The organism is Longispora albida DSM 44784 (assembly GCF_000379825.1).
GTDB lineage: Bacteria > Actinomycetota > Actinomycetes > Mycobacteriales > Micromonosporaceae > Longispora > Longispora albida.
Genome location: NZ_KB903825.1, coordinates 581,233 through 607,823, shown reverse-complemented (window position 1 = coordinate 607,823; position 26,591 = coordinate 581,233). Strand labels below are relative to the sequence as shown.

The 26,591-nt window shown below is 70.1% G+C and carries 25 protein-coding genes; 19 read left to right on the top strand and 6 right to left on the bottom strand.

The features are described from left to right. The first annotated feature begins 87 nt into the window (after positions 1-87). The 4 genes from A3G1_RS35250 (at position 88) to A3G1_RS0116590 (ending at position 7,074) form a co-directional block, all read left to right on the top strand. Positions 88-3,105, top strand: coding sequence for an AfsR/SARP family transcriptional regulator (locus A3G1_RS35250; protein WP_169437585.1), 3,018 nt, complete (start codon positions 88-90; stop codon positions 3,103-3,105). A gap of 104 nt (positions 3,106-3,209) precedes the next feature. Continuing rightward, positions 3,210-4,271: an alpha-hydroxy acid oxidase gene (locus tag A3G1_RS0116605; protein WP_018350602.1), complete on the top strand. Its 1,062-nt coding sequence runs from the start codon at positions 3,210-3,212 to the stop codon at positions 4,269-4,271. Continuing rightward, positions 4,271-5,557, top strand: a complete 1,287-nt coding sequence (locus tag A3G1_RS0116600; RefSeq protein ID WP_018350601.1) for an aminotransferase-like domain-containing protein — start codon at positions 4,271-4,273, stop codon at positions 5,555-5,557. The genes A3G1_RS0116605 and A3G1_RS0116600 overlap by 1 nt, the downstream gene beginning before the upstream one ends. 359 nt (positions 5,558-5,916) lie before the next feature. Beyond that, positions 5,917-7,074, top strand: a complete 1,158-nt coding sequence (locus tag A3G1_RS0116590; protein WP_245563511.1) for an ATP-grasp domain-containing protein — start codon at positions 5,917-5,919, stop codon at positions 7,072-7,074. A 51-nt stretch (positions 7,075-7,125) separates the two neighbouring features. Here A3G1_RS0116590 and A3G1_RS0116585 read toward each other — a convergent pair whose 3' ends face one another. Together A3G1_RS0116585 and A3G1_RS0116580 are read right to left on the bottom strand one after the other, a co-directional pair. Next, complete coding sequence (locus A3G1_RS0116585; RefSeq protein WP_018350598.1) at positions 7,126-8,358, bottom strand: ATP-grasp domain-containing protein; 1,233 nt, start codon at positions 8,356-8,358, stop codon at positions 7,126-7,128. Continuing rightward, entirely contained in the window at positions 8,355-9,269 is a 915-nt protein-coding gene (locus tag A3G1_RS0116580) for an alpha/beta hydrolase (RefSeq protein ID WP_018350597.1), read from the bottom strand. Before A3G1_RS0116580 ends, A3G1_RS0116585 begins: the two co-directional genes overlap by 4 nt. A gap of 322 nt (positions 9,270-9,591) precedes the next feature. Here A3G1_RS0116580 and A3G1_RS0116575 point away from each other — a divergent pair, with 322 nt between their 5' ends. Continuing rightward, positions 9,592-10,986, top strand: a complete 1,395-nt coding sequence (locus tag A3G1_RS0116575) for a class I adenylate-forming enzyme family protein (protein ID WP_026212204.1) — start codon at positions 9,592-9,594, stop codon at positions 10,984-10,986. Positions 10,987-10,994: 8 nt separating this feature from the next. Here A3G1_RS0116575 and A3G1_RS0116570 read toward each other — a convergent pair whose 3' ends face one another. Further along, a complete protein-coding gene (locus tag A3G1_RS0116570) occupies positions 10,995-11,555 on the bottom strand; it encodes a 4'-phosphopantetheinyl transferase family protein (RefSeq protein ID WP_018350595.1) in 561 nt (186 codons plus the stop codon). 17 nt (positions 11,556-11,572) lie between these two features. Between A3G1_RS0116570 and A3G1_RS0116565 the strand changes: the two genes are divergently transcribed. From A3G1_RS0116565 to A3G1_RS40615, 13 genes are all read left to right on the top strand, one after another. Beyond that, entirely contained in the window at positions 11,573-11,827 is a 255-nt protein-coding gene (locus tag A3G1_RS0116565) for an acyl carrier protein (protein ID WP_018350594.1), read from the top strand. Between the two features lie 29 nt (positions 11,828-11,856). After that, positions 11,857-12,051, top strand: coding sequence for a hypothetical protein (locus A3G1_RS0116560; protein ID WP_040478668.1), 195 nt, complete (start codon positions 11,857-11,859; stop codon positions 12,049-12,051). Next, positions 12,052-13,137: a beta-ketoacyl-[acyl-carrier-protein] synthase family protein gene (locus A3G1_RS0116555; RefSeq protein WP_018350592.1), complete on the top strand. Its 1,086-nt coding sequence runs from the start codon at positions 12,052-12,054 to the stop codon at positions 13,135-13,137. After that, the gene (locus A3G1_RS0116550; RefSeq protein WP_018350591.1) at positions 13,134-13,607 is read left to right on the top strand and encodes a beta-ketoacyl synthase chain length factor; all 474 of its coding nucleotides are present in this window, start codon (positions 13,134-13,136) and stop codon (positions 13,605-13,607) included. The genes A3G1_RS0116555 and A3G1_RS0116550 overlap by 4 nt, the downstream gene beginning before the upstream one ends. Further along, positions 13,604-15,205: a class I adenylate-forming enzyme family protein gene (locus A3G1_RS0116545; RefSeq protein ID WP_018350590.1), complete on the top strand. Its 1,602-nt coding sequence runs from the start codon at positions 13,604-13,606 to the stop codon at positions 15,203-15,205. Before A3G1_RS0116550 ends, A3G1_RS0116545 begins: the two co-directional genes overlap by 4 nt. After that, a complete protein-coding gene (locus A3G1_RS0116540; RefSeq protein WP_018350589.1) occupies positions 15,202-16,458 on the top strand; it encodes a beta-ketoacyl-[acyl-carrier-protein] synthase family protein in 1,257 nt (418 codons plus the stop codon). The genes A3G1_RS0116545 and A3G1_RS0116540 overlap by 4 nt, the downstream gene beginning before the upstream one ends. A gap of 244 nt (positions 16,459-16,702) precedes the next feature. Next, complete coding sequence (gene hppD, locus A3G1_RS0116535) at positions 16,703-17,773, top strand: 4-hydroxyphenylpyruvate dioxygenase (RefSeq protein WP_018350588.1); 1,071 nt, start codon at positions 16,703-16,705, stop codon at positions 17,771-17,773. A gap of 14 nt (positions 17,774-17,787) precedes the next feature. Next, positions 17,788-18,693, top strand: a complete 906-nt coding sequence (locus A3G1_RS0116530; protein WP_018350587.1) for a phytanoyl-CoA dioxygenase family protein — start codon at positions 17,788-17,790, stop codon at positions 18,691-18,693. Positions 18,694-18,774: 81 nt separating this feature from the next. Further along, the gene (locus A3G1_RS0116525) at positions 18,775-19,740 is read left to right on the top strand and encodes a thiamine pyrophosphate-dependent dehydrogenase E1 component subunit alpha (protein ID WP_018350586.1); all 966 of its coding nucleotides are present in this window, start codon (positions 18,775-18,777) and stop codon (positions 19,738-19,740) included. Next, a complete protein-coding gene (locus A3G1_RS0116520) occupies positions 19,740-20,708 on the top strand; it encodes an alpha-ketoacid dehydrogenase subunit beta (RefSeq protein WP_018350585.1) in 969 nt (322 codons plus the stop codon). Before A3G1_RS0116525 ends, A3G1_RS0116520 begins: the two co-directional genes overlap by 1 nt. A gap of 96 nt (positions 20,709-20,804) precedes the next feature. Continuing rightward, positions 20,805-21,350, top strand: coding sequence for a DUF4352 domain-containing protein (locus A3G1_RS0116515; RefSeq protein ID WP_157641176.1), 546 nt, complete (start codon positions 20,805-20,807; stop codon positions 21,348-21,350). 19 nt (positions 21,351-21,369) lie between these two features. After that, positions 21,370-21,903, top strand: a complete 534-nt coding sequence (locus tag A3G1_RS40620; protein WP_026212203.1) for a hypothetical protein — start codon at positions 21,370-21,372, stop codon at positions 21,901-21,903. A 38-nt stretch (positions 21,904-21,941) separates the two neighbouring features. Further along, positions 21,942-22,400: a hypothetical protein gene (locus A3G1_RS40615; RefSeq protein WP_157641175.1), complete on the top strand. Its 459-nt coding sequence runs from the start codon at positions 21,942-21,944 to the stop codon at positions 22,398-22,400. On the opposite strand, the gene A3G1_RS0116505 is transcribed toward A3G1_RS40615, so the two are convergent. After that, the gene (locus A3G1_RS0116505) at positions 22,363-23,025 is read right to left on the bottom strand and encodes an SGNH/GDSL hydrolase family protein (protein ID WP_018350581.1); all 663 of its coding nucleotides are present in this window, start codon (positions 23,023-23,025) and stop codon (positions 22,363-22,365) included. The two genes, A3G1_RS40615 and A3G1_RS0116505, sit on opposite strands and share 38 nt — an antisense overlap. A gap of 23 nt (positions 23,026-23,048) precedes the next feature. On the opposite strand from A3G1_RS0116505, the gene A3G1_RS0116500 reads away from it, so the two are divergent. Next, positions 23,049-23,627, top strand: coding sequence for a TIGR03086 family metal-binding protein (locus A3G1_RS0116500; RefSeq protein WP_018350580.1), 579 nt, complete (start codon positions 23,049-23,051; stop codon positions 23,625-23,627). Positions 23,628-23,677: 50 nt separating this feature from the next. Here the strand turns inward: A3G1_RS0116500 and A3G1_RS35240 are convergent, their stop codons facing one another. Further along, the gene (locus A3G1_RS35240) at positions 23,678-24,934 is read right to left on the bottom strand and encodes an MFS transporter (protein ID WP_018350579.1); all 1,257 of its coding nucleotides are present in this window, start codon (positions 24,932-24,934) and stop codon (positions 23,678-23,680) included. Beyond that, on the bottom strand, positions 24,931-26,475 hold the full coding sequence (locus A3G1_RS0116490; protein WP_018350578.1) for an AMP-binding protein: 1,545 nt from the start codon (positions 26,473-26,475) through the stop codon (positions 24,931-24,933). Before A3G1_RS0116490 ends, A3G1_RS35240 begins: the two co-directional genes overlap by 4 nt. Between the last annotated feature and the right edge of the window lie 116 nt (positions 26,476-26,591).

Below are 26,591 nucleotides of genomic sequence, written 5' to 3'. Positions count from 1 at the left end.
CGGCCTCACATGTTCCATTGAGGACAGTCGACGTCCATAATGGGTGACTTGATTCGCTTGGAACGTTCATTCGCAGATCGGGGTCGAATGGATATTCGCATGCTGGGCTCGTTCGAGGTGCACGCCGCAGGGCGAAGTCTCGCCCTGGGCGGCCCGAAACGCCGCTCACTACTCGCCCTACTCGCTCTCCGCAGCAACGCGGTCGTGTCCGTCGAGCAGATCATCGACGGGGTATGGGGCGAAGCCGCCCCGCTGAACGTCCGCAACCAGATCCAGGTGTACGTGTCGGCCCTCCGGCGGTTACTGGCCGAGTCCGGGGCCGGCCGGGACGTGCTCCAGACCCATCCGGACGGTTACCTGCTCAGGACCGGGCCGGCCGCCATCGACTTCCAGCTCTTCGAGACCCGGGTCGCCGCAGCGGAGCGCGCGCTCGCGGCCGGCCAGGTCTCCGAGGCGGCCACCGGCCTGCGCTCGGCCCTCGGCCTGTGGCGCGGCCCGGCCCTCGGCGGCGTGACCGGCAGGTTCGCCGAGGTGGAGGCCGCCAGGCTGGAGGAACGGCGGATCGCCGTCCTCGAGCAGCGGCTCGACGTGGACCTGGCCCTCGGCAGGCACCCGGCACTCATCGCCGAGCTGGTCGGGCTCGTCGACGGGTACCCGCTGCGCGAGGTCTTCCGCGCCCGCCTCATGCTCGCCCTCTACCTGTCCGGCCGGACAGCCGACGCGCTCGGCGTGTTCCGCGCGGCCCGCCGGACCCTCGTCGAGGAACTGGGCATCGAGCCGGGCGAGGACCTGCACCGGCTGGCACAGGCCATCCTCAGCGGACGTGGCGCGGCGGAGCTGGTCGCCGAGCTGGTCCCGGGCACGCCGGCCAGGGTGGTGACCCAGGAGGAGCCCGGGCCGGTGTGCCACCTGCCGGCCGACGTCGGCGGGTTCGTGGGCAGGCAGTCGCAGCTCGCGATCGCGTCCGGGCTGCTCACCCAGGAGGCCGACGGCCCGGCGACCGTGGTCGTGGTCGGGCAGGCCGGGATCGGCAAGTCGGCCTTCGCCGTCCACCTCGGACACCAGGCCAGGCCCGACTTCCCGGACGGCCAGCTCTACGCCAGCCTGCGCGGCACCGAACCAGCCGGGGTCCTCGGCCAGTTCCTCCGGGCGCTGGGCCGGTCCACCCTGCCGGAGAGCCTCGACGAGCGGGTCGCGCTCTACCGCTCGCTGCTCGCCGACCGGCGGGTGCTCGTCGTGCTCGACGACGCGGCCACCGAACGTCAGGTCCGGCCGCTGCTGCCGGGCAGCAGCACGTGTGCCGTCCTCGTCACCAGCCGGGCCAGCCTCGCCGGGCTGGGCGCGCACCGGCTCCAGCTCGGCCGCCTCCCTGAGGAGCAGGCTCTCACCCTGCTCGCCGGGGTGGTGGGCCGGGCGCGGGTCACGGCGGAGCTGGACGCGGCGGCGGAGATCGTGCGGCTGTGCGGGTACCTGCCGCTCGCCGTCCGGATCGCGGCCGTCCGCCTCGCCGCCCGCCCGCACTGGAAGCTCGGGCAGCTCGCCACGGCACTCCGCGACGAGCGCGGCAGGCTCGACGAGCTGGCAGCCGGTGACCTGGAGGTCCGGGCGACCCTGGCGCTCAGCTACGACGAGCTGAGCCCGGAGGCCCAGAGCGCCTTCCGGCTCCTCGGCACGCTCCAGGTCACCGACTTCCCGGCCTGGGCAGCGGCGGCGGTGCTCGACGTGCCGCCACAGCGCGCCGAGCGGATCGTCGACGAGCTGATCGACGTGCACCTCCTCGAACCAGCCGGGAGCGGCCAGCGGTACCGCGTGCACGGCATCCTCCGCGTCTACGCCAGGGAACGCGCCCGCGCCGAGGACCGCGAGCCGGACCTCGACCGGGCGGTGTTCCGGCTGTGCGGGGCGTACCTGGACCTCGCCGAACGGGCCAACGCCCAGCTCGCCAGCGGGTTCCTCGGCACGGCCCCGCACCCGGCCCCCGGCTGGGCGCTGCCCCCGGCGGCGGCCGACGAGCTGACCAAGGACCCGGTGACCTGGTTCGAGGCCGAACGGTCCACGATGGTCAGTCTCGTGCTGCACGCCTGCAAGCTGCGCGACGCGCCTCTGGCCAGCGGGCTCGCCGCGAGCATGGCCTCGTTCTTCGAGGTACGCAACCACTTCGACGACTGGCGGCGCACGCACACCGAGGCGCTGGCCCTGGCGGAGGAGACAGGTGACCGCAGGGCTGCCGTCGCGCTGCACCGCAACCTCGGCGAGCTGCACACCATCCAGGACCGGTACGACTCGGCGATCGAGAGCTTCGAGGCGGCGCTGGCCGACGCCCGGGTACTCGCCGACCCGCACCACGAGGCAGCCTGCCTGGCCGGGCTCGCGCACCTGCACCGGATGCGCGGGCAGTACGCGATCGCGGTCCGGTTCTTCGAGCAGGCCGCTGAGCTGTGCCGGCGGCTCGGCAACCCGGCCGGTGAGGCGTACGCGGCCAACGGCATCGGCACGGCGCTCCGCGAGCAGCGCCGCCCGGACGAGGCCGAGACCTGGCACCAGCGGGCGCTGGACGGGAGCCGGGTGGCCGGGTACAAGCCGGGGGAGGCGCACTCGCTGCGCAGCCTCGGCCTCGTGCACCTCGACCGCGGCAGGCTCGACGAGGCCGAGGCCTGCCTGTCGGCCTCCCGCGAGGTCTACGCGCAGACCGGTGACCGGCTCAGCCAGGCGCACACCGTCCTCACGTTCGCCGAGCTGAGGCTCCGCCGGGGACAGCTGCCGGCCGGTGAGGCGATGCTCGCCTGGTGCCTCATGGTGTACCAGGAGCACGACCAGTCCTTCGGCCGCGCGCTGGCCCTGCGCAGGCTCGCCGCCGCGCACCTGTCGGCTGGCCGCACGGACTCGGCCCGTGGCTGCCTCACCGAGGCGCTGCGCGTGTGGCGCCGGCTGCGCACGCCTTACTGGCTGGCCGATTCGCTGGACGTGCTCGTCGCGCTCGAGAACTACTTCGAGAACGAGGCGGAGGCCAACGGCGCCCGGCAGGAAGCGCAGAAGCTGCGCGGGACACTCGTGAAGTCCGGGCGGGCGGTGATGGAGCCTATTGCTCCGGTGAGTACCGGCTGAGGGTTTTACAGGCAATTGTGGCCGCAGCGATAAAGACTCCGCTGCGGCCACGCGCTTTTCCCCGATGCCCCGGCATACTTATCCTCCACTGAGGAGGTAGCTAAGTGCTGTGCGCTGAGGATTATCGGACAATAGCCCAGTCCCAGGTCAGCCCGGAGATCTGGGATTTTGTCGACGGCGGTTCCGGTACGGAGCTGACACTGGCGGCGAACGACCGGGCATTCAGCCAGATCGCATTCCGGCCGCGCGTGCTGGTCGACGTGTCTGTTGTCGACACGGCCACGACTCTGCTCGGCGCAGCGGTCCCTTCCCCTGTGGTGATCGCCCCGACCGCGTACCACCAGCTGTGCCATCCGGACGGCGAGGTCGCGACAGCGGCGGGCGCGCGCGGGAACCTGTATGTGGTGAGCATCTTCTCCAGCCAGCCGCTGGAGGAGATCGCCAGGGCCGCGACGGGCCCGCTGTGGCTCCAGCTCTACTGGCTCAAGGACCGGGGCGCGCTCGCGGCGCTGGCCCAGCGGGCGGAGGCTGCCGGATTCCGCGCGCTCGTCCTCACCGTCGACGCGCCCCGGATCGGCAAGCGGCTCCGCGACCTGCGCAACGGCTGGGCGATCCCGGAGGGCATCGAGGCGGTGAATCTCGACGCGGCGCTGATGGGCTCAGCGCACATCAGCAAACAGGGGTCCTCCGGCCTGGCCGTGCACGCCGCGGAGGCCTTCGACCAGACCATCACCTGGGCTGACCTGGAGTGGCTGCGCGGCGTGACCAGCCTGCCGATCGTCCTCAAGGGCATCCTGACCGCCGAGGACGCCCTGCTGGCCGCCGAGCACGGCGTGTCGGCCGTCGTCGCCTCCAACCACGGTGGCCGCCAGCTCGACCCCGCCGTCACCGGCCTGCACGCGCTGCCGGAGATCGCCGAGGCCGTGGCAGGCCGCTGCCAGGTGATGGTCGACGGCGGCGTGCGGCGCGGCTCGGACGTCTTCGCGGGCCTGGCGCTCGGCGCTGACGCCGTGCTGCTCGGCCGCCCCGTGCTGTGGGGCCTGGCCGCCAGGGGCGCGCACGGAGTCGGGGGAGTCATGGATCTGATCACGAGCGAACTGGAGCACACGATGGCCCTCACCGGCCGGGTCAGCATCGCGGGCATCGACCGGACGGCGGTCGCCTGATGGACATCATCCGCGAGCAGCTGCACGCCTCTGTCTCGGACCCAGTGTCATCATCGATGAATTTCCTCAACGAGGTCGCCGAACGCTTTCCCAGCGCGATATCCCTGGCGGCCGGGCGTCCGTTCAGCGCCTTCTTCGACCCGGACGACATCACCAAATACATTTCTTTGTACCGGCAGCACCTTGCCGATTCCGGCCAATCCCCTGAGTCGATCCGCGACGCGCTCATGCAGTACGGCAGGACGAACGGCCAGATCCACGGCATCATCGCCCAGCTGCTCGCCACCGACGAGAACGTGCACGTGGCGCCCGAGGCCATCGCGGTCACCGCTGGCTGCCAGGAGGCGATGGTCATCGTCCTGCGCGGGCTGTGCGCAGGCCCCGAGGACGTTCTCCTGGCCGCGTCCCCCTGCTACGTGGGCATCACCGGAGCCGCGCGTCTCCTCGGCATCGAGGTCGTACCCGTGCCCGAGGGCTCCGGTGGCCTCGACCCCGCCGAGGTCACCCGGGTCGCCGCCGAGGTACGCCGCGCGGGCAAGCGCCCGAAGGCCCTGTACATGGTGCCGAACTTCTCCAACCCTTCCGGGGTCTCGCTGCCCGTCGCGACCCGGCAGGCGCTCCTGGACGCCGCGGCGGAGGCCGGGCTGCTGATCCTGGAGGACGACCCGTACGGCCTCTTCGGCCTGTCCGCCGACCCGGCCCCCAGCCTCAAGTCGCTCGACACGGACCGCCGTGTGATCTACCTGGGCTCCTTCGCCAAGTCGGTGTTCCCCGGCGCCCGGGTCGGTTTCCTGGTCGCGGACCAGCAGGTCGTGGACAGCGCTGGCCGCCGGACGACGCTGGCAGCCGAGCTGTCGGCGATCAAGAGCATGCTGACCGTGAACACGTCCCCGATCAGCCAGGCCGTGATCGGCGGATTCCTGGTCGAGTCCGGCTACAGCCTGCGCGCCGCCAACGCGGACAAGATTGCTTTCTACCAGCAGAACCTGCGCACTCTTCTCTCCGCATTGGACACGCATCTCGGCGCCATTCCCGGAGTGTCGTGGAATGTGCCCGACGGCGGTTTCTTCGCGGTAGTGGACGTACCGGTACGCGCGGACGAGGCTTTCCTCGAACGTTCGGCGAGCAAACACGGCGTGCTGTGGACACCGATGAGCTTCTTCTACACGGACGGTGGCGGGAGCAGCTCACTGCGCCTGTCGTGCAGCTGGCCACGGCCGGAGGAGATCACCGAAGGCGTACGGCGGCTGGCACAGTCTCTAGTGGACGAAATGCGGGACGTGTAATCGACAGGCGCGAGCCCTTGACTTGGCTCCATAGTGGCCCGATGCTGTTCCCTGTAAGGCACGTAGTAATCACGAGAAGGGAGAGTCACATGACTCGTCGTGAGGTTGACCCGAGCACCAGTGACGCCAAGTTCGAGGTTGAGGTTCGCGAGGTCGCGTTCGAGGTTGAGGTTCGCGAGGTTGCGCTCTAAGCGCACCCCCGGGACTAACACATAACGCAATATCCGATGGGCCCCACGCACGCGTTGCGCGGGGCCCATCGGCCTTTCTGTCTCCAGGAGACGATGCGCATGGAACGACCTCTCGTACTGATCGTCCGCGGCGGGGGCCGGGCTTTCCGGGAATACATGTACAAAGCAATGTCCTCCCAGTATCGGCTGCACTACCTCACGGGTGTCGAACCGACCTGGGAGAAGGAGTACGTCACGGCCTGGACGGTCGCCGAGGACACCACGGAGCTGGACGACGCGCTGGCGGCAGCCAGAGCCATCCACGAGGCGACGCCGCTGGACGGGGTCGTCACGTGGGACGAGGCCCGGGTCGTGCACGCCGCGCACATCGCCGAGCAGCTCGGCCTGCCCGGCCCCGGGGCCGCCGCCGCGATGCGCTGCCGCGACAAGCACCAGACCCGTGAGGCCCTGGCGGCAGCCGGGGTACCCCAGCCGCGATCCATCCAGGTCACCTCGCTGGAGGAGGCACGCCAAGCCGCCGCCGGCATCGGCTACCCGGTCGTCGTCAAGCCCAGCGACCTGCTGCTCAGCATGGGTGTGGTCGCCGTCGACACCCCCGGCGGACTCGACGCGGCGTACGCCGCCGCGACCAGTGTCGCCGTCCCCGGCAGGGCAGACTACGTCGCCCGGCCGCTCGTCGAGGAACGCGTCACCGGGTACGAGATCAGTGTGGACTGCTCGGTGCACGAGGGCGAGGTGACCGTCCTGTGCCTGGCCCGCAAACGCGTCGGCTTCCCGCCGTACTGCGTGGAGATCGGCCACACGGTCGACGCCGCCGACCCGCTGCTCACCGACGCCGAGCTGCTGAAGGTCCTGCACGACGCGCACGCGGCCCTCGGCTACCGGACCGGCAACACGCACACCGAGATCATGATGACGCCGGACGGTCCCCGGATCATCGAGGTCAACGGCCGGGTCGGCGGGGACCTGATCCCGTACCTGGGCGAGCTGGCCACCGGCGTGGACACCGGCCTGAACGCCTGCGCCGTCGCGTGTGGACAGCCACCGTCGGCCGAGCCTGCCCGGGGGCGGGTCGCTGGCGTGCGGTTCTTCTGGGCCGAACACGATGGCACCGTGATCGAGTCGGTGCGCTTCGACTTCGGGCCCTCGGGCCAGCCGGCCGCGATCGACCAGCTGTCGGCTTTCGCGAAGCCCGGCTCCGTACGCGGCCCGGCCAAGGGCACCTTCGACGGCCGGATCGCTCTGGCCACCGCCGTGGGGGAGAGCCTGGCCGAGGTCGAGGCGGCCCTGGACGCCGCGGGAGCGGCGTTGCGGGTCAACGCGTAGCACAGCGGAGGGCTCCGTCCGGGCACCGCCGGACAGAGCCCTCCGCTCTCACTACTTGTGCTTGATCACGATCTTGCCGGCCGCGGCCTGTGCCGCGTCCAGTGCCTCCGGCACGCTGACCGCGAAGGCGAAGATCTGGCCGACCCGGTCCCAGGAGTTGCGGAGTTCGCGGGTGGTGTCGCCGGGCTTGACGCTCACGGCGGCGAAGTACACGTGCTCGACGGACTTGGCTTCGTCCAGCCCCGTGATGCTCTCCACCTCCCCCGCCTCGGTGTGCAGGAACCAGGTGACCCCGGCCCGGGCCGGGCCCTCGGGGGCGGGCTCCGAGGGCTGCCCGAGCATGATCTGCGCGTACCGGGGGACGAAGTCGATCGGCCAGGAGTTCTTGACCAGGTCGACGATGCCGTCACCGGGCATCCGGCCGGCGCATTCCACCAGGTACGGCTGCCCGTCCCGGACGATCCACTCGCAGTGCAGCACGCCGGATCGGAAGCCGGTGGCCGTCACGACCCGCTCGGTCGCGGCGATCATCTCGGCCGCCACGTCCTGCGGCAGGTCACCGGGGATGACGTGTCCCAGCTCGACCGGCTGCGGGCCCGGGTAGAGGATCTTGCCGGTGATGTTGGCGAACTCGTTCACGCCGTCGCGGACCAGCATCTCGACGCTGAACTCCTCGCCGGCCACGAACTCCTCGGCGAGCATGTGCATCGGCAGGCCACGGTCGGGCACGACCTTGCCCTCGTCCTGCGACGTGGCGGCGATCCAGGCCGCGTCGATCTCCGAGGCGTCCCGGACGATCCGGGTGCCGACCGAGCCCTGCCGGTTCGACGGCTTGAGGATGATCGGGCAGCCGTGCTCCGCCGCGAAGGCCTTCACCTCCTCCGGCCCGCCGACGTGGGCGGAGGCCGGGTTGAGCACACCGGCCGCGGCACTGGCGACCCGGAGCATGGCCTTGTCCCGCAGGAGCTGGGCCGCGCCGAGCGTCGCGCCCGGCACCCCGTACCGCTCGGCGAGCCGGGCGGCGAACGGCACCGCGTACTCGACGGCCGGGATGACCGCCGTGACGCCGAGATCGGGGTGTTCGAGGTAGAACCGGTCGGCGGCCGCCTCCAGCTGGTACTCGAAGGGGACCAGCTCGTGCACGACCGGGTGGGCGGACGTGCGGGCCTCGACGTTGGCGTTACGGATGATGTCGGGTTCCTCGATGACCATGACCGAGCCCTCCGGCTGGCAGGCTCCGAGGGAGTTGAGCATGGTCAGCAGGTAACCAGCGACGAGAATCATGGTGTGTCTCCGAACCAGGTGCGCAGGGCCTCCGCGGCCTCGGCCAGGGCGCGGCGGCCGCCGTCGAGCGTGCCGGACATCGCGAAGAAGCCGTGCACCATGCCCTCGTACCTGCTGAGCGTCACCGGGACCCCGGCGGCCCGCAGTTTCTCGGCGTACTGCTCGCCCTGATCGCGGATCGGATCGTACTCCGCCGTGATCACGAGCGCGGCGGGCAGCCCGCTGTGGCTTTCGGCCCGCAGCGGGGAGGCGAGCGGGCTGGCGCCGTCGGCCGGGCTGGACAGATAGTGGTTCCAGTACCACGCCACCGATGTCTGGTTGAACAGGAACGGGTCGGTGTTCTCGCGCAGCGAGGCGGTATCGGAGAAGTAGTCGGTATTCGGATACACCAGGAGCTGGCCGGCCAGCTGCGGCCCGTTGTTTTCCTTGAGCAACAGGGTCACGGCGGCTGCGAGATTGCCGCCGGCGCTATCCCCGCCCACCGCGATGCGGCCGGGGTCGGCTCCGAGCTCCTTGGCGTTCGCCGCGACCCACTCGACCGCGGCATGGCAATCGTGCACCGCCGCAGGGAACTTCGCTTCCGGAGCCAGGCGATATCCCACGGTGATAACCATGCAGGAAGCCGCATTGGCAAGGTTCCTGCAGATACCGTCCGCTGTGTCGATACTGCCGAGTGTCCAGCCGCCGCCGAAGAAATAGATCAAGACCGGCAATGGCTCCGTGCTTTCCGGCTGGTAGATCCGGATCGGCAATTCGCCGTGAACCCCGGGAATGGCCCGGTTCGTCACCTGGTGCACGGGCTCCGGATCGCCGCCGGCCGCGCGGATGGAGGCCAGATCCGCCTCCCTGGCCTCGGCGAGAGTGAGGGTATAGAGCTGCGGGGTGCTGTTTCGCATCCTGAGCGCCCGCATTGCCTGCACTTGCGGATCGAGTGGTGCCACGAGCTCACTCTCCAATGTGGTCTGCTATCGGCCGTCCTGGGGGGATTTTGCCCGGAGGTGGCGCAAAGGAAAGATTAACCAGGTGTTATTTGACGCACGGATCGTAAACCAGGTGCCTGTCGAATTCCAGTATTGCTGAACGTTGAAACCCGTTGGTACGCTGCCGTCCACGGGGAGGCGATCCAGTGTGGACGCCTATAGATCCACTGATCCATAGTGTACGGTCACAACGCCAGTCAGCACATACGGCAATTCGCCTGCGCGATAAAGATGAACCCCGCATGGAGCCTCGATGAGCATAATTGGATCGGCAGACCACGAACCGGTCGCTGCTTCCGGCTGGGTTGACGAAGTGCTGCTTTCCGGCCCGGACAATGAAGTCTGTCTTTTCCTCGGCGAGCCGGTCGACCGGCTGGCCCTCAAGCGGGAGATCGCCGAGCGGCAGGCCCGCCTGACCGCCGCCGGCCTGCGCGCGGGCGGCACGGTCGCCCTGCGCCTGCCCCCGTCGCTGGCCTACATCGCCAGCCTGCTCGCGGCCTGGCGGATCGGCGCCCAGGTGAGCCTCCTCGACCACCGGCTGACCCAGCACGAGATCGACAAGGCGCTGGAGCGGCTGAGCCCGCAGGTCGTCGTCGCGCCAGAGAAGGTCACCGGCGGCGCGCTCCGCGCCTTCGTCGAGGTGCTGGAGAGCGTCCAGCCGTACCCGGGCCGCCCGGCCCAGACCCCGCACGCCGTCATTCAGCTGAGTTCCGGCTCCACCGGTCCGTCCAAAGTGATTGGCCGGACGGCTGGAAACCTGATCGCTGAAATCCAGCGGTACACGAAGATGGACGGGGTGCCGCAGCGCGGTGAGCGCACGGTGCTGCTCGCGTCGATGGTGCACGTGCTGGGCCTGGTCGGCGGCCTGCTGTACGGGCTGCACGCCGGTGTCCGGCTCGACGTGCCCGAGCGGCTGACCGTGGACAGCATCCTCAAGGCTGTGGCCGCTGACCCGTCCCCGGCCACGATCATCGGCGTGCCGTTCCACATCGAGCTGCTGGCTTCCGTGGAGGCTCCGCCGGCCCTGCCGCAGCTCAAGCGGATGACGACCGGCGGCGAGCTGGTCCGTGCGGAGGTCTCGCAGGCTTTCGTCGCCAAGTACGGCGTGGTCCTGGGCAACATGTACGGGATGACCGAGGTCGGCGTGATCGGCACCGACCTGTTCGGCGAGCACCGGCCGTCGATCAGGCCGGCTCCGGGCATCGTGGTCCGCGAGCAGGACGGCGAGATCCAGATCGGGATGCCGGCCTCGCCGTACATCGGGCTCTCGGATCCGGCGCGGTGGAGCGACGGCTGGCTGTCCACGAAGGACGCCGGCGAGGTCGACGCCGAGGCCGGGCTGGTCACGATCCGGGGCCGGCTGGACTCGCAGGTGTCGGTCGGCGGGCTCAAGGTCGACCTGACCGAGGTCGAGCACACCCTGGCAGCCCTCCCGGGCGTGGCGAGCACGGTCGTCGTGTTCGACAGCGGCATCGAGGCGTACGTGGTCCTGTCGGACCCGGCAGCCGCCGGGACGCTGGAGGCGGAGCTGGCCCAGCGGCTGGCGGCCTACAAGCGCCCCCGGGAGATCCACGTCGTCGAGCAGCTGCCGCGTACCGCCACCGGGAAGCTGGTCAGGGACCGCGCAGCCCTCAGGGAAACGACATGACCTCCGGGTCAGCGGAGGCGCAGGACCGCCGGGGCCGTGCTGGCCACCGCGAGTACAGCGCCGCCGGTGACCAGGCCGGCGACGTGCAGGCCGTCGGGCCCGGGTACCAGCTCGGGGGAGGGCGGCAGCGGCACCGGCCGGTAGCGCCCGCCTTCGCGCATGCCCAGCCCGAGCGCCTTTCCCATGGCTTCCTTGGCCGTCCACAGCTTCAGGAAGGCCAGGGCCTGCCCGGCCTCCTCGTGGCCGTGTACCCAGGCGGCCTCGGCGGGCAGCAGCCAGCGCCGCGCCAGCCCGGCCACCGGCAGGGAACGCTGGGCCTCGGCGTCGACGCCGACCGGCCCGGCCGCGCTGACCGCGACCGCGACCAGGCCCCGGCCGTGGCTCACGGAGACATGCAGGCCGCTGACACCGGTGAGGAGGGGGCGGCCGCCCGGCTCGTAACCGACGCCGAGCGCGGCCACCGGCACCCCGCAGGCACCGGAGGCGGCGGCCAGCAGCAGGTCACGGGCGGCTTCCCGCTCGGTGCCTGGCTGGGCTCCGGTACGGACCCAGACGGACAGTTCTTTCACGGAAGGAAGTACAGCTTATGAGCAAGGACGTGCGCCAGTTCGTCGTCGAGACGCTGGAAGAGATGAACTACGACGTGGAGGGCCTGACCGACGAGACCACCCTCGGCCCGGCAGGCGTCGACCTCGAGTCGCTCGCGCTGGCCGAGCTGGCCGTGCGGGTCGAGGAGGAGTTCGGCGTGAAGTTCAACGAGGACGAGTCCGAGCAGATGGCCGTCATGACGGTCGGTGAGTTCTCCGCGTTCGTCAACGGCCGGCTGGCCGCCGCCCAGTGAGCACGATCGCCCGCGAGGACGTGCTGTCCATGCTCGCGACGTACGGCAACCGCACAGCGGCCGACGTCAGGGAACGCATCGACTCGCTCGAGCTGGCCTGGCTGATCCACCAGGTCGAGCAGCGGTACGGCGTCGAGCTGGATCTGGATGATGATGTTCTGGCCCGAATGTCCACTGTGGACAACGCGGTGACCGCGCTCGGGGAAGTGCTGGCGGAGGACTGAGTGACACGCAGGGTTGCGATCACCGGCCTGGCGGTGTCCAGTGCCTTCGGCCGGGGCGGCGAGCCGCTGCTGGCCGGGGCGCTGGCCGGCAGGCCGGCCTTCGCGCCGGTCCGGCGGTTCGACGTGTCCGGCCGCAGGGTCGGCGTCGCCGCCACCTCGGACAGCGACGGCTCGCTGCTGGACGAGCTGGCCTGGGCAGTGTCCGCAGCCGCGGGCGAGGCCGGGGCTGCGGAGGGCACGCCGCTGCTCCTCGCGGTGCACGGCGACCCGGGCCAGCCCCGGGTCGATCCGGGTGAACGGGTGGCCTTCTCGCCCGCGGCGTTCGCCCGGCGGCTCGGTGACGCCACCGGTATGCGGGCGGAGCGGGTCTACACGAGCGCGTGCGTGGCCGCGAGCACGGCGCTGGCCGATGCCGCAGCCGCGATCGTGCGGGGTGCTGGCCGGGTCATCGTCGCGGGCGGCTACCTGGTCGAACAGGACCAGTTCGCCCTGTTCGACGCTGGGCGCGCACTGGCCGTCGATGGCCAGGTCCGCCCATTCAGTACCGGCCGGAGCGGCCTCCTGCTCGGCGACGGCGTGGCCGCCGTCGTGCTGGAGCCCGCCGGCACCGCCCGGCACGTGCTCGGCACGCTCGACGGCTGGGGCCGCTCGGGCGACGCGCACCACGTCGTGCAGCCACACCCGGACGGCGAGGGTCTGGCCCGCGCGATCAGTGCCGCGCTGTCCCGGGCCGGGATCGGTCCGGCCGGCGTGGGTTACGTCAACGCGCACGGCTCCGGTACGCCGTACAGCGACGTGGCCGAGACGGCAGCCCTGCACAGGGCCGGGCTCGGCGCGACGCCGATCAGCTCGACCAAGTCGGTGCACGGGCAGGCGCTCGAAGCCTCCGGGATCCTGGAGCTCGCGGTGACCCTGCTGGCGCTGCGGGCCGGGCAGCTCCCGCCCAACGCCGGGTACCTCGGGCCGGACGCCGGCTGCGATCTCAACCTCGTCCTGGAGCCGCAGCCGGTGACCTCTCGTTACGCCGTCAGCCTCAATGCCGCGTTCGGTGGCGCGAACACCGCGCTGGTGGTGGGTGCCCCGTGACCCTCGTGACCGTGGCCGAGGCGAGCTGGCCGGCCGGACAGACCCCGCCGGGGCTGCCCGGGTTCGTGCTGTCGCAGTTCAGCCCGCTGGCCGCCGCGACGGCGGAGCGCTGCCTCAGCCAGTACACAGAAAAAGATCTTGAACGGACAGCGGTGATCCTGGTCAGCACCAGCGGTGACCTGGCAAGCGCCGTGGGCGTGGCCGAGGCGGTCGACGCCGGCAAGCGGATCGGGCCGTTGCTGTTCTTCCAGTCGGTGCCCAACGCCGTGGCCGGGCACATCGCGGCCAGGCACGGCCTGTCCGGCCCGGTGGTCAGCCTGTGCCCGCTCGGCGAGCCCCTCGACGAGGGCCTGGAACTGGCCGCGCTGCTGATCGCCGACGGCGACGCCGGCTCGGCGCTGATCGTCCATGTCGAACTCGAACCCTGCAACGCATTCGCGGTGCTCGTCCGTGGAGGAGAAGACCTGTGACTACCAAGAGCCTGCGGGGTGCACTGGCTGCCGACCCGTTCATCGGGGCAGGCAACGTGCTCGGCACGGTGCTGGCGCACGGCGCTGACCCGGACGGCCCCGGCCTGACCTTCGACGTGGACGTGGACGGCCACCCGGCCTACGAGGTGATGAGCCTCGGCAAGCTCGACGAGCGCGTGAACGCCCGCGCCGCCTGGCTGCACGCCCACGGCATCGGCCGCCGCGACGTGGTCGCCGTGTGGACGACCACGGCAGCCGACCACATCCTGAGCTTCCTCGCCCTCAACCGGCTCGGCGCCATCCCGGCCCTGATCAACGGGAACCTGAGCGGGGAGATCGCCGGCGAGTACATCCGGCGGCTGCGCGCCACGGGCGTCCTGACCGACGCCAGGCACCGCGAGCTGCTCGGCGACCAGGAACTCAACGCCCCGCACCTCGGCGACCTGGCCGAGCTGGGCACCGGCGACCCGGCCCTGGCCCCGGAGCCCTACCAGCACCACCAGGACGACCCGATCGTCATCACCCACTCCTCGGGCACCACCGGCCTCCCGAAGGCCGTCGTCGCCTCGCACAGCTCCCTCTTCGCCGCCACCCGGCACCTGCTGACCATGCCGCAGGCCCAGGGCGTCGACCGCATCCTCAACGCCCTGCCGGCCCCGCACACCGCCACGATCCTCATGGTGAACCAGGCCCTCGGCAACCGCGCAGAGTTCCTGGCGCTGTCCTCGCAGGCCGGGGAGTACGTGCTGGAGCACATCGAGCGGTGGAAGCCGCGCGGCGTGTTCGGCTTCGCGGTCACCTGGGCCGAGCTGAGCCGCTTCGACCTGGGCAAGCACGACCTCGACTCGGTCCGCATCTGGTTCAACACCGGCGACTGCGCGCACGAGGCGCACATCCGGCCGCTGGTCGCCGTCGGCTCCCACGTGACCGTCACCCGCGAGGGCAAGGTGACCGTGCCCGGCTCGCGGTTCATCGACGGGCTCGGGTCGACCGAGATGGGACACTCGATGTTCCACATCACCCACGGCGTCGGTACCGAGCGCTACGGCCGGTGCATCGGCAAGCCGTACCTGTTCGCCGACATCGCCGTCCTCGCCCTCGACGGCTCGGTGCTCGGCCCGAACCAGACCGGCCACCTGGGCGTGAAGTCCCCGACCCTGGCCCCCGGCTACTGGAACGACTCGGTCACCACCTACCGCGCCCGGCTCAACGGCTACTACCTGACCGGCGACCTGGTCTACCGGGACTCCGACGGCTACTACTTCCACCTGGACCGGGCCGTCGACTCGGTGATCATGCCCGACGGCAGCTACCTGCACACCTCGCTGTCGGAGGAGCGGATCCTCGCCGCGGTACCCGAGGTCCGCGACTGCACCGTCGTCGCGGTGTCCACAGGGGACACCGTCACCACCGACGTGCTCGTCGTCCTCGGCGACGCGGTCTCCGAGCTGGAGGAACGGGTCCGTGAGGCCCTCGGCGCGGCAGGCTCCACGCTGCGCCGGGTCGTCATCGTCTCCGAGTCCGACATCCCGACCGGCGCGACCGGCAAGGTCCGCAAGCTCGTCCTCCGCGAGCGTCACGCTGCGAGCATGGCATGACGGTCCCAGGCGTCACCATCACGGGCATCGGCCTGTTCACCCCGGTCGGCCGGGGCGCCGACGAGGTGTTCGGCGCCATGCTGACCGGCAGGTCGGGCATCGTCCGGCCACCGGAGGAGCACCCGGTGCACGGCTCGATCGAGGTCGCGGGCATCGCGGCACCTGTCGAGTCCAAGGGCCTGTTCTCCGGCCCCGAGGTGCGCACCATCGACCGGGTGACGCTGCTGGCGGTACTGACGGCCGGCGACGCGCTGGCCGACGCCGGGATCGAGGTCGGCAGGGATGTCGACCCGTACCGGATCGGCGTGATCGGGGCCGGGGTCGGCGGCATCGCCACCCTGGAGAACCAGATCGTGGCCCGCAGCATCAAGGGCCGCGCGGCGATCAGCCCGTACCTGCTGCCCGGCACCCTACCCAACATGGCCTCGGCCCGGATCGCCATCCGGCACGGCATCCGCGGCTACAGCTCCACCGTGGCCACGGCGTGCGCGGCCGGCGCGCAGGCGATCGCCGAGGCCGCCCGGCTGATCAGGGCCGGCGAGGCCGACGTGATGATCGCCGGCTGCTCGGAGGCCCCGCTCTTCCCGACCTTCGCCGAGACGTTCGACAACGCCAGGGCACTGGCGCGCGGCTGGGAGGACCCGGCGGAGGCCTGCCGCCCATTCGACTCGCGGCGCAATGGATTCGTATTGAGTGAGGGCGCGGCTTTCGTCGTGCTGGAACGGACCGATTTCGCCGAGGCGCGCGGCGCGACCGGCTACGCCGATATCGCCGGTTACGGCGGGACAACGGATGCCCACCATCCGACAACTCCCCGCCCAGACGGCGAATCAGCCGCCGAATGCATGCGCCGTGCACTGGTATCCGGTGGCATTGGCCCGGCAGAAGTCGGATATGTCAACGCGCACGGAACGAGCACGAAACTCGGGGATGTCGCGGAAACGAAGGCACTGCGTCAGGTATTCACCTCCGGCGTACCTGCCGTGAGTTCCACGAAATCGGTGACCGGCCACCTGCTGGGCGCGTCCGGGGTCGTCGAGGCGGCGGCCGGAGCGCTGGCGATCGCCCGTGGTGTCCTGCCCCCGACCCGCAACCTCACCGACCCGGATCCCGAGTGCGACCTCGATCACGTGGTGAAACCCCGTGAGCAGGCGACCTCGTTCGTGTTGTCCAACTCGTTCGGATTCGGCGGGCAGAACCTCAGCCTGCTGATCGGCCGTACGGGCACCAGCAGAACGCGAGGTGTCCTTTAAGGGCTGTCCACAAAGGTCATACCAATGTCGTATTGAGTAACCGTGACAGCCGTGGTTATCGTGAGCCTGCGGCAAAGAGATCGGCGATCCATACGGATTCTGGCGCGGTACGGCGGTGAGGGGATCGCCGTAACGAGACGGTGATCTGCACGGCACTGGTACTAGTCGAGATCTCACTATTCCTTGAGCCACGCACGTTCTCGCACCGGTCCCACGTGCGTTTCCCGGCGTGAAGAAGGTTGGCATGAACATTTCTGGAATTGACCACGTAGAGTTCTATGTCGGTGATGCGCGGCAAACGGCGTTCTATCTCTGCACCGCGTTCGGATTCCGGATCTGCGGGCAGGGCGGGCCGGAGACCGGGCTGCACGGGCAGCGTTCGCTGCTGCTCCGCCAGGGCGACATCCGGGTGCTGCTGACATCCGGCCTGGTGCCGGAGCACCCGGCCACCGAGTACGTGGGCCGTCACGGCGACGGCGTAGCGATCATCGCGTTCGGCACCGACGACACCCGCGCGGCGTACTCCTCACTGACCGCCAAGGGCGCGGCGGCCATCGAGGAACCGTCGGCGCACGCGACCGGGGAGACCAAGGTGGTCACCGCCGTCGTCTCCGGCTTCGGTGACGTCAGGCACCGGCTCGTCGAGCGGCACGGCCCGGCCGGCGAGTTCCTTCCCGGCCTGATCCGGATGGACCCGGACTCCGAGGAGGACGAGGGCCTGCTGAAGATCATCGACCACGCGGCGATCTGCGTGCCGGCCGGCGAGCTGGCGGCCACCGCGCGGTACTACGAGGAGGTCTTCGGCTTCTCGGAGATCTTCGAGGAGTACATCTCGGTCGGCGGGCAGGGCATGGACTCCAAGGTCGTGCAGAGCCCGTCGAAGGGTGTCACCTTCACCCTGATCGAGCCGGACACCACCCGCCGCCGTGGCCAGATCGACGACTTCCTGCAGTGGCACGCCGGAGCCGGCGTGCAGCACCTGGCCTTCCTGACCACCGACATCGTGAACACCGTGGCGACGCTGTCCAACCGTGGCGTGAAGTTCATCGCCACCCCGAACAGCTACTACGACGCGCTGCCCTCCCGGCTCGGCGACGTCGACCTGCCGATCGCCGAACTCCAGAAGCTCGGCATCCTGGTCGACCGCGACCACTGGGGCCAGATGTACCAGATCTTCACGCAGTCCATGCACATCCGCCGGACCTTGTTCCTCGAGGTCATCGAGCGGCACGGCGCCCTGACCTTCGGCAGCGGCAACATCAAGGCCCTCTACGAGGCCAAGGAACGCGAACTGTCCGCCACGGCAGCCAACTAGGGAACGGAAACGTCATGACCTTGCTGACCTTCACGCTGACCGAGGCGGAACTCGCACTGCTCCCGTCCGACGAGGACGTCGCGTTCTACAACGAGCACGGCTGGTACCTGTCGAAGAAGCTGCTCACCGACGCCGAGGTCGACGAGCTGGTGGCCGCGAGCGAGCGGTACTACGCCGGGGAGCGCGACCGCCTCCTCCCGGTACGCCCGCCGAAGCTGGCCTACTGGGAGCCCTCGCACGGCGACGTCCAGCGGCACAACGACTACGTGCACTACGAGCACGACGGCCTGGCCGCCATCCTCCGCAAGCCGCTGATCGGCGCGGTGGCGGCGAAACTGGCCGGGGCGACGGAGATCCGGATCTTCCAGTCCACCCTGATCATGAAGCCGCCGATCGGCGGCGAGCCGTCGAACATCGTGCCCTGGCACTTCGACAAGCACTACTGGTCCTCGTCCTCCTCGGACAGGATGCTGACAGCCTTCATCCCGTTCCACGACTGCACCGAGGACATGGGGACCATCACCATGGTCGACGGCAGCCACCTGTGGAAGGAGACCGGCCACCGCGACAGCGTCGTCAAGCACTTCGCAGAGCGCGACCGCTCGGAGCTTGAGGACATGCTCACCGAGAACGCCGAGTACAACAACACCGTGGTGACGAAGATCCCGGTGACCATCCCCAAGGGTCACATGAACTTCCACCACTGCAAGACCTACCACGGCAGTGGCGCGAACGTGAGCGGCCGGCCCCGCCGGGCGGTCTCGCTGCACCTCCAGGACGGCGACAACGCCAACCGCCGCTTCGAGCTGTCCGACGGCAGCATCGCGCAGTACAACCACGACGTGCTGGTCCGCAGGACCGCCGACGGCCGCCCCGACTACGGCGACCCGGAGTTCTGCCCGCCCATCTGGAAGGCGTAGTCCCTACGCGCCCGCCGGGGTCATCCACTGTGGATGGCCCCGGCACTGCTCCAGATGGTCTGCCAGCAAAGGAGAAAAATCATGAACCCCCTTGAGTTGTACCGGGTGGTGCGGCTGATCCGGCGGTTCGAGGAGCGGGCCATCGAACTGGTCCGGTCGGGCGAGATCGTCGGCGGCATCCACCCGTACATCGGGCAGGAGGCCATCGCGGCCGGTGTGTGCGGGGCGCTCCGCACCGACGACATCATCACCAGCACCCACCGCGGCCACGGCCACGTCCTGGCCAAGGGCGCAGACCCGGTGCGGATGATGGCCGAGCTGGCGGGCAGGGTGACCGGGCTGAACAAGGGCCGGGGCGGCTCGATGCACGCCGCGGACTTCGGCCTGGGCATCTTCGGCGCCAACGGCATCGTCGGGGCCGGCGGGGCCATCGCGGCCGGCGCTGCCTGGGCCCGCAGGTACCAGGGCGGCGACCAGGTGGCCGTGAGCTTCTTCGGCGACGGCGCGGTCAGCCAGGGCGTGCTGCTGGAGGCGTTCAACCTGGCCGGCCTGTGGAACGTGCCGGTCATCTTCGTCTGCGAGAACAACGGTTACGCGACCACGATGCCCGTCGAGGGCGGCGTCGCCGGCACGATCCTGGGCCGGGGCGAGGCGTTCGGCATGCCGTCCGTGCAGGTCGACGGCATGGACCCGGCAGTGGTGTACGAGGCGGCCGCCGAGGCCGTCGCCCGGGCCCGTGCGGGCGAGGGCCCCAGTCTCATCGAGTGCATGACCTACCGCTTCGACGCCCACCACACCTTCGAGCACAAGGCGCGGCTGAACTACCGCTCGGAGGAGGAACTGGCCACCGGCCGGTCCCGCGACCCCCTCGACATCGCCGGCGCCCGGCTGTCCACGGAGGACCGTGAGGCTGCCGACGCCGCCATCGAGGAACTGCTCGCCGAGGCGGTCCGGTTCGCGTGCGCCAGCCCGAAGCCCGACCCCGCCGACGCGATGGACCACCTGTACGCCACGGGCCTGCGCGCCCGGACGGGAGCGAGTGCCTGATGCCCAGACTGTCCTACCTCAAGGCGCTGAACCGGTGCCTGGGCGACGAGATGGCCCGCGACGAGAACGTGGTCGTGATGGGCGAGGACATCGGCGTGGGCGTGGCCGGGGTGACCACGGGCATGCTGGACCGGTACGGTGCCCGCCGGGTCATCGACATGCCGCTGTCCGAGCAGGCCTTCACCAGCTTCGCGACCGGGGCGGCGATGGCGGGGCTGCGGCCGGTCATCGAGTTCCAGATCCCCTCGCTGCTGTTCCTCACGTTCGAGCAGATCGCGAACCAGGCGCACAAGTTCGCGCTGATGACGGGCGGCCAGACCTCGGTACCGGTGACGTATCTCGTGCCGGGTTCCGGCTCGCGTACCGGCTGGGCCGGCCAGCACTCCGACCACCCGTACGGGCTGTTCGCCCACGTCGGCGTGAAGACACTGGTACCGGCCACCCCGTCGGACGCCTACGGCCTGTTCGCGTCGGCGATCCGCGATGACGACCCCGTCGTGATCTTCGCGCCGGCCGGTGCGCTCGGCGTTCGCGCCGACGTGGACTACGCGGACCTCCAGCCGGTCCCGATCGGCGTCGGTACCGTGCACCGGCCCGGCACCGACGTGACCGTGGTGGCCATCGGTCACCTGGTGCAGACGGCGCTCGCGGTCGCCGAAGAACTCGCCTCGGAGGTCTCGATCGAGGTCTTCGACCCGCGCAGCGTGTACCCGTTCGACTGGGAGGGCCTCGCCGCCTCCGTCGCGAGGACCGGACGGCTCGTCGTCGTCGACGACTCCAACCGGTCCTGCGGCATCGGTGCCGAGATCCTCGCCACGGCGGCCGAGGAGATGCGCCTGGCGGCACCCCCGAAGCGGGTCACCCGCCCGGACGGCGCCGTCCTCCCGTTCGCCCTCGAACTGGACCAGGCCGTCCAGCCCTCCAAGGACCAGCTCGTCACCGCCATCCGCGCGGTGATGAAGTCCTGAGTCCTGCCAAGGACAAGGGTTCCCGCCGAGCCTGAGGGGCCGGGCCCGGCGGGAACCCTGTACCTTGCTGGTTTCGGGCTATCGGGGGTCAGGAAGATGCGTCGTACGGTTGTTGCCGTTGTGCTGGCGGCTGTTGTGTCGGTGGCTTCGGCCTGTGGTGGTGAAGCGGCGAAGAGCGGCGATACCGGGTCGTCCGCGACGGGCAGGGCGGCGGACAGCCCGAAGGGCAAGGGCTCGCAGCTCACCTTGGGCGAGACGGTGGAGTACGCCACCGCTGCCGGGCAGACGCTGCGGATCAAGGTGGTCTCGTTCAACCCGGCCACGCAGCCCACGGAAGAGATGTTCAAGAAGAAGGGCAAGACGTACCCGACCGCTCAGGTCGAGCTGACGTACGTCAAGGGCGCGGACAGTTTCACGCTGGACCCGAATGCCCTGTTCGCCTTCGCCACGAAGGAGGGCAGGACGTTCAAGGCTGACTTGCTCGCGGACCTCGCCTTCGACACCGCGCTCGAGGAGAAGACCCTCAAGCCGGGAGAGAATGTCACGGGGCTGGTCTCCTTCGGCGTCGAGCAGCCGCAGATCACCGGCGGCAAGATCCAGGTCGATGACGGCGGGACGCCGGCTGCGACTTGGGCTGTCTGAGGACTGTTAGCCTTCGCCGATGCTCATCAACTCTCGTACTGCTGCCGCCGCGGTGGCCCTCAGCGCGTGTATCGCCGTAGCGGCCTGCTCCTCGTCCTCTGAGAGCAGGGACGCGGGGAAGGCCGGGCAGCCGACCGTCGGCGGCAGCAAGGGCACATCGGTGACCAAGCCGGGAGCCGCCGGTACTGGGAGTGCCGTGCCGGGAGCTTCCGGTACGCCGGGTGTGCAGGGCAGCAAGGCTCCGGTGGCGGCGGCGACGCACGATGGCGGGTGCCCGGTGCTCAAGGATGTGCTGCTGGGCGCCCTGCAGGGTACGGAGGCCGGCGGCCGGCTCGCGCAGCCGATCGAGCTATCCGAAGTGGACTGCGCCGAGGGTTACGCGATGGCGTGGACGACGTCGAAGAACAACACCGTGCAGCCGGCCGGCGTCCTGTTCGCGTACAACACCGCGACGAAGCGCTGGGAGCCGAAGGACACCGGCACGGCTATCGACTGCACCGCGAAGCACAAGGTCCCGGCTGCCATCGCTCAGGAGTTCCGGGGCTGCCGCTGAGGTTCTTTCCCGTTGCTGGTGCTGACTATTCTCGATACATGGCTCGGCACCGGGGGGGAAAGAGCGCGGGATCTGGCCTCACTCCAGGGGCGATGCTGCTGTGTGCACTGCCCTTGCTCCTGGCGGGCGTGTGCTCGGGGTACCTGTTCTGGCAGGGCGTGACCGCCGGGTCGGCGACGGCGACTGTCACCGCGTCGAATGCAGGGCACTACCTGGTCCGGTTCTCGACGGCAGACGGGCAGGCTTGTCAGGACGCCCGCCTGCCCAGAGGCTTTCCGGAACTCGATCCTCACGAGGTCGGCGGCCGGGTGGGCGTCCGCTACAACTCTCACCTGCCGTGCGACAACTTCCGTGAGGAAGGCGGCTGGACCTGGCTGCTGCCGGTCGTCGTACCCGTGATCCTGGCCGGGGTCGCAACACTCTTCATCTTGCGGCTGGTGACTGAGGCTCCTGTCCGGTTCAGTGCTGGGCGGCGAGGTGCGCCCCCAGGACCTTGATGGCTTCGGTGGCCGCGACCGCGTGGGAGCGCGCATTGCCGTGCAGGCCGTCGGCGCTGTAGATCGCGGGGTCCGTCGACAGTGGATGGTCTGTCAGGTGCACGTGCAGGGTGCCGAGCCGGTGGCTCAGGGTCCTGGTGTGCTTGGCGAGGGTGGCCATCCGGTCCCGGAGGCCGGGGCGGAGCCACTCGGGGACCTTGGTGCAGTACGAGATGTCGAACATGCCGACCGTGAGCACGTCGCAGCCGGTCGCCTGGAGCGCGATCACCATCGCCTCCAGCTCGGCGTCGACGGCCGCCGGGTCGTAGTCACGGCGGAAGGCGTCGTTGCCGCCGCAGACCACGACGGCCAGGTCGGGCGCGAAGGCCAGGCCGGCGTCGAGCTGGGTGGCCCGGACCTCGGCCGAGCGCAGGCCGTGCTTGCCGAGGTTGAGGTACTCGGCCTGGAGGGCGCTGGCGAGCCGGTCGGCCCACGGTGCCGGGTCGTAGCCGGGCAGCGGGTCGCCGAGGCCCTCGGCGACGCTGTCACCCAGTACCAGGAAATGACGCCAGGGATGGCCGGACAGCAGCGACTGGATCTCCCCGGCTGACAGGCAGTACTGGTCTTCGGATTCCACTGTGGTCATCGGGTCCTCGGTACGCTGGGCGGATGGATCTTTCTGATCTCCGGGAAGCCGACCGGCGAGCGGTCGAGGCTACGGATGACATTGTCGGCCTGGTGACGGCCGGGCACCTCGCGAACGCCACGCCCTGTGCCGGCTGGGACCTCGCTGACCTGCTCCGGCACATGACGGGGCAGCACCGGGGCTTCGCGGCGGCGGCGCGCGGCCAGGCGGTCGACGTGCGCGTGTGGGAGGACGTCGACCTGGGCGCCGACCCGGTGCGGGTGTACCAGGAGTCGGCCGCCGGGGTCCTGGCAGCCTTCGCCGAGGCTGACCTGAGCCGGCGGTGGGCGCTCCACGAGTTCGGGAACGTGCCTGGGTCGCTCGCCGTCAGCATGCACTTCGTGGACTATCTCGTGCACGGCTGGGACGTCGCCCGGGCGATCGGCGCGAGCGAGGAGCTCGACGACGAGCTGTCGGAGCTGGCCCTGCGGCTCGGCTCGCACTGGCCGGCCGGCTCGCAACAGATCTGGGGCCCCGGTGCGCCCTTCGGCCACCAGGTCACCGTCCCGGCGGACGCCCCGCCGGGACAGCGGCTGCTGGGCTTCCTGGGCCGCGAGCCCTAGACCAGCCGCTGGGCAGCCCTCGGGCTGCCCAGCGTGACGCGGGACGGTTCTCACCCGACCGGGCTCGGTTCGGGGCTCGTCTTGTCCCGGTCGAGCTTCCGCCACGTCTTCGCGCCGAAGACGGGCGTGAGCGTCGCTCCGAAGTAGACGATGCCCGTGATGGTCGCGGCGACCGCGATGCCAGCCTGCCCGGCCAGGAACGCGCCGAGCATCGAGCCGAGCGGGATGCCGCCCCAGGCGACGGCGGTACTCAGCCCGAAGACCCTGGCCTGCATGCCGTCCGGGGTGCGTTCCATCAGCATCGCGCCGATGATCGGGTTGACCGAGGACATCAGCAGGCCGGTCAGGAACGTCACCGACAGCACCACCGCGAGCTGGTCGCTCAGGCCGAGGACCAGGAAGCGGGGCGCCCCGCCGATCAGGTAGCAGACGACCAGGGTCACGTACCGTGGCACCTTCGCCGCCAGTGCCGTCATCACCACGTTGCCGATGACGGCGCCGAGCGCGAACGCGCCGGGGATGGTGCCCAGGCCGATCGGCGAGTTCAGCACCTCTTTGATCCACAGCGGGATGAAGAGGTTGTGCGCCTGGTTGCACATGTTCGTCACGAACAGCATCGACAGCACGGCCAGGATGAGCTTGTCCTGCCAGACGAAGACGAACCCGCCGCGCAGCGCCGTGAAGTACGGCTCCTTGACCGGCCTGGCCTCTGCGATGCTCCCCGCCGGGGTCGGTACCAGGAACAGCGTGATCAGCGCGCACACGACGAACGAGGCCGCGTTGATCAGGATCGCCTCCACCCCGCCGACCCACGCGATGACGACGCCACCCAGCGGAGCGCCGATCAGGGTGCTCAGCCGGGCGATGCCGTCGTACAGCGACGTGGCGCGGGTGGTCTCCACCCCGGAGTACTTGACCTGGGCGGTGAGAACCACGCGGCGCGCGTGGTCGCCCAGCCCGCTCGACGCCCCGGCTATCGCGACCACGGCGATCAGCAACGGGAACGAGTCCCGGTACACGAGGGCGATCGCGCCGACCAGCAGCCCGGACAGCACGTCGGCCCCGATCGTCAGCCGCCGCGCGCCCAGCCGGTCGATCAGCGGGGTGCCGAAGGCCGCCGACAGGACGTACGGCAGCACGGCCGACGTGGCGATCATGCCCATCTTGACCGGGTCGCCGGTCGTCAGCAGCACCAGCCACGACACGGCGAAACCGGCGATCCGGCTGCCGAACATCGAGATCGCCTCGGCGGCCAGCAGGCTGATCAGGCCGGTCCTGCGGCCGAACAGCCCGGCCTCACCTGTCATGACGTGCTGGCCAGGTAGCGTGCGCGCAGCTCCAGCTTGTTCACCTTGTTGGCCTCGGTCAGCGGCAGCGCTTCCAGGAACTCCACGGTGCGCGGCGCCCACAGGTCGTTCAGCTCGGCGCTGACGGCGGCCTTCACCTCGTCCTCGGTCATGGTCACGCCGGGCGAGAGCACGACACAGGCGTGCACCGCCTCGCCCCAGGTCGCGTGGGGCACGCCGATCACGGCGGCCGCGGCGACGCCGGGGATCGCGGCGAGGACGTTCTCGATCGGGCGGGCGTAGACGTTCGTCGAGCCCCAGCCGGTCAGGATCATGTCCTTGAGCCGGTCGACCAGGAAGAGGTTGCCCGCCTCGTCCAGGTAACCGACGTCGCCGGTGCGGAGCCAGCCGTCCACGAGGGTCTCGGCGGTCAGCTCCGGCAGGCCCCAGTACCCGGCCATCATCACGCCACCCGACACGCAGATCTCGCCGGTCTCGCCGATGGGGAGCACGTTGCCGTCGGGGTCGCGGATCTCCAGCTGGAGGTCGCCGTACGGCTGGCCGACCGAGGACAGGAGCGCCGGGTCGTCGGGGATCTGCGGGTAGGCGGCGATGATGGGGGCCTCGCTCATGCCGTACGCGGGCCGCAGCACCGTGCCCATCCGCGCGATGGCCTGGCTCATCCGGGCCGGTGCGGTGGGGGAGCCGCCCAGCGACACCCAGCGCAGCGAGGACAGGTCGGCCTTCTCCGTCGCCGGATTGTCCAGCAGGTACCCGAGCAGCGGCGGCGGGATCAGCGTGTCGGTGATCCGCTCCGAGGCGATCAGGTCGTAGAACTCCTCGACGTCGAAACCGTCCTGGATGATGTACGTCCCGCCGGTGAACAGGCTCATGTGCGCGGGCATCTGGGCGCTGACGTGCCAGTAGCCGGACAGGGCCAGGTGGCGCATGTGGTGCCCGCCCGTGGCCAGGTACCGCTCGCCGAAGGCCAGCACCGTCTCGAAGAACCGCTGCTTGTGGTGGACGAGTTTCGGCTGTCCCGTCGTGCCGCCCGTCTGGAACAGAGCCTGCGGCTCCGTCGTCACGTCCGCCAGGTCGAACGGCAGCTCCGTCACCACCGGGGCTGCCTTCAGGTCGGGGCCGAGCCCGTCGGCGCCGATGCAGAACACCGGCAGGTCGCCGGTGGCGGCGAGTTCGGCGCCGGCCTCCGGGTAGCTGTCGGCGTCGTACACGAAGGCGTCCACTCCGGACAGTGCCAGGAACTCCCGCCGGAAACTCACCGGCGAGTTGGGCGCGATCCACGCCACCCGGCCGCCCATCAGGTGCACGCCGAACTGGAGCGCGACCGTTTCCGGTGCGCTGCCGGCCAGGATGCCGACCGAAACTCCGGGCCGCAGTCCGTGGTTGTACAGCGCTGCCGCCATCGTCAGAATCCCGGTGCGCACGTCGTTATACGTGAAACGGCGTTCACCGGCCACAATTGCCTCTGCATCGCCATATCCGGCGAACAGCTCCAGCACCTTCGAAACGTAATTCCCGGCCGGTACTGCGACGTTATCCATCGTGGATCTCCTTTTGCAACGTGCATAACCGTGCCGCCTTGCGCCCGAGCGCAGCATAGCTGTGCTAACGACAACGGGCCAGATGCACTGTGGACGGTCCATTTATGACGTTAAAA

Coding starts and splice junctions, on each gene's coding strand:
- A3G1_RS0116515 (WP_157641176.1), top strand. CDS start 20,805: ATGCGTCGTACGGTTGTTGCCGTTGTGCTGGCGGCTGTTGTGTCGGTG.
- A3G1_RS40615 (WP_157641175.1), top strand. CDS start 21,942: ATGGCTCGGCACCGGGGGGGAAAGAGCGCGGGATCTGGCCTCACTCCA.
- A3G1_RS40620 (WP_026212203.1), top strand. CDS start 21,370: ATGCTCATCAACTCTCGTACTGCTGCCGCCGCGGTGGCCCTCAGCGCG.
- A3G1_RS0116575 (WP_026212204.1), top strand. CDS start 9,592: ATGAGCATAATTGGATCGGCAGACCACGAACCGGTCGCTGCTTCCGGC.
- A3G1_RS0116580 (WP_018350597.1), bottom strand. CDS start 9,269: ATGCGGGCGCTCAGGATGCGAAACAGCACCCCGCAGCTCTATACCCTC.
- A3G1_RS35240 (WP_018350579.1), bottom strand. CDS start 24,934: ATGACAGGTGAGGCCGGGCTGTTCGGCCGCAGGACCGGCCTGATCAGC.
- A3G1_RS0116540 (WP_018350589.1), top strand. CDS start 15,202: ATGACGGTCCCAGGCGTCACCATCACGGGCATCGGCCTGTTCACCCCG.
- A3G1_RS0116565 (WP_018350594.1), top strand. CDS start 11,573: ATGAGCAAGGACGTGCGCCAGTTCGTCGTCGAGACGCTGGAAGAGATG.
- hppD (WP_018350588.1), top strand. CDS start 16,703: ATGAACATTTCTGGAATTGACCACGTAGAGTTCTATGTCGGTGATGCG.
- A3G1_RS0116505 (WP_018350581.1), bottom strand. CDS start 23,025: ATGACCACAGTGGAATCCGAAGACCAGTACTGCCTGTCAGCCGGGGAG.
- A3G1_RS0116490 (WP_018350578.1), bottom strand. CDS start 26,475: ATGGATAACGTCGCAGTACCGGCCGGGAATTACGTTTCGAAGGTGCTG.
- A3G1_RS0116530 (WP_018350587.1), top strand. CDS start 17,788: ATGACCTTGCTGACCTTCACGCTGACCGAGGCGGAACTCGCACTGCTC.
- A3G1_RS0116520 (WP_018350585.1), top strand. CDS start 19,740: ATGCCCAGACTGTCCTACCTCAAGGCGCTGAACCGGTGCCTGGGCGAC.
- A3G1_RS0116560 (WP_040478668.1), top strand. CDS start 11,857: ATGCTCGCGACGTACGGCAACCGCACAGCGGCCGACGTCAGGGAACGC.
- A3G1_RS0116585 (WP_018350598.1), bottom strand. CDS start 8,358: ATGATTCTCGTCGCTGGTTACCTGCTGACCATGCTCAACTCCCTCGGA.
- A3G1_RS0116600 (WP_018350601.1), top strand. CDS start 4,271: ATGGACATCATCCGCGAGCAGCTGCACGCCTCTGTCTCGGACCCAGTG.
- A3G1_RS0116500 (WP_018350580.1), top strand. CDS start 23,049: ATGGATCTTTCTGATCTCCGGGAAGCCGACCGGCGAGCGGTCGAGGCT.
- A3G1_RS0116525 (WP_018350586.1), top strand. CDS start 18,775: ATGAACCCCCTTGAGTTGTACCGGGTGGTGCGGCTGATCCGGCGGTTC.
- A3G1_RS35250 (WP_169437585.1), top strand. CDS start 88: ATGGATATTCGCATGCTGGGCTCGTTCGAGGTGCACGCCGCAGGGCGA.
- A3G1_RS0116590 (WP_245563511.1), top strand. CDS start 5,917: ATGTCCTCCCAGTATCGGCTGCACTACCTCACGGGTGTCGAACCGACC.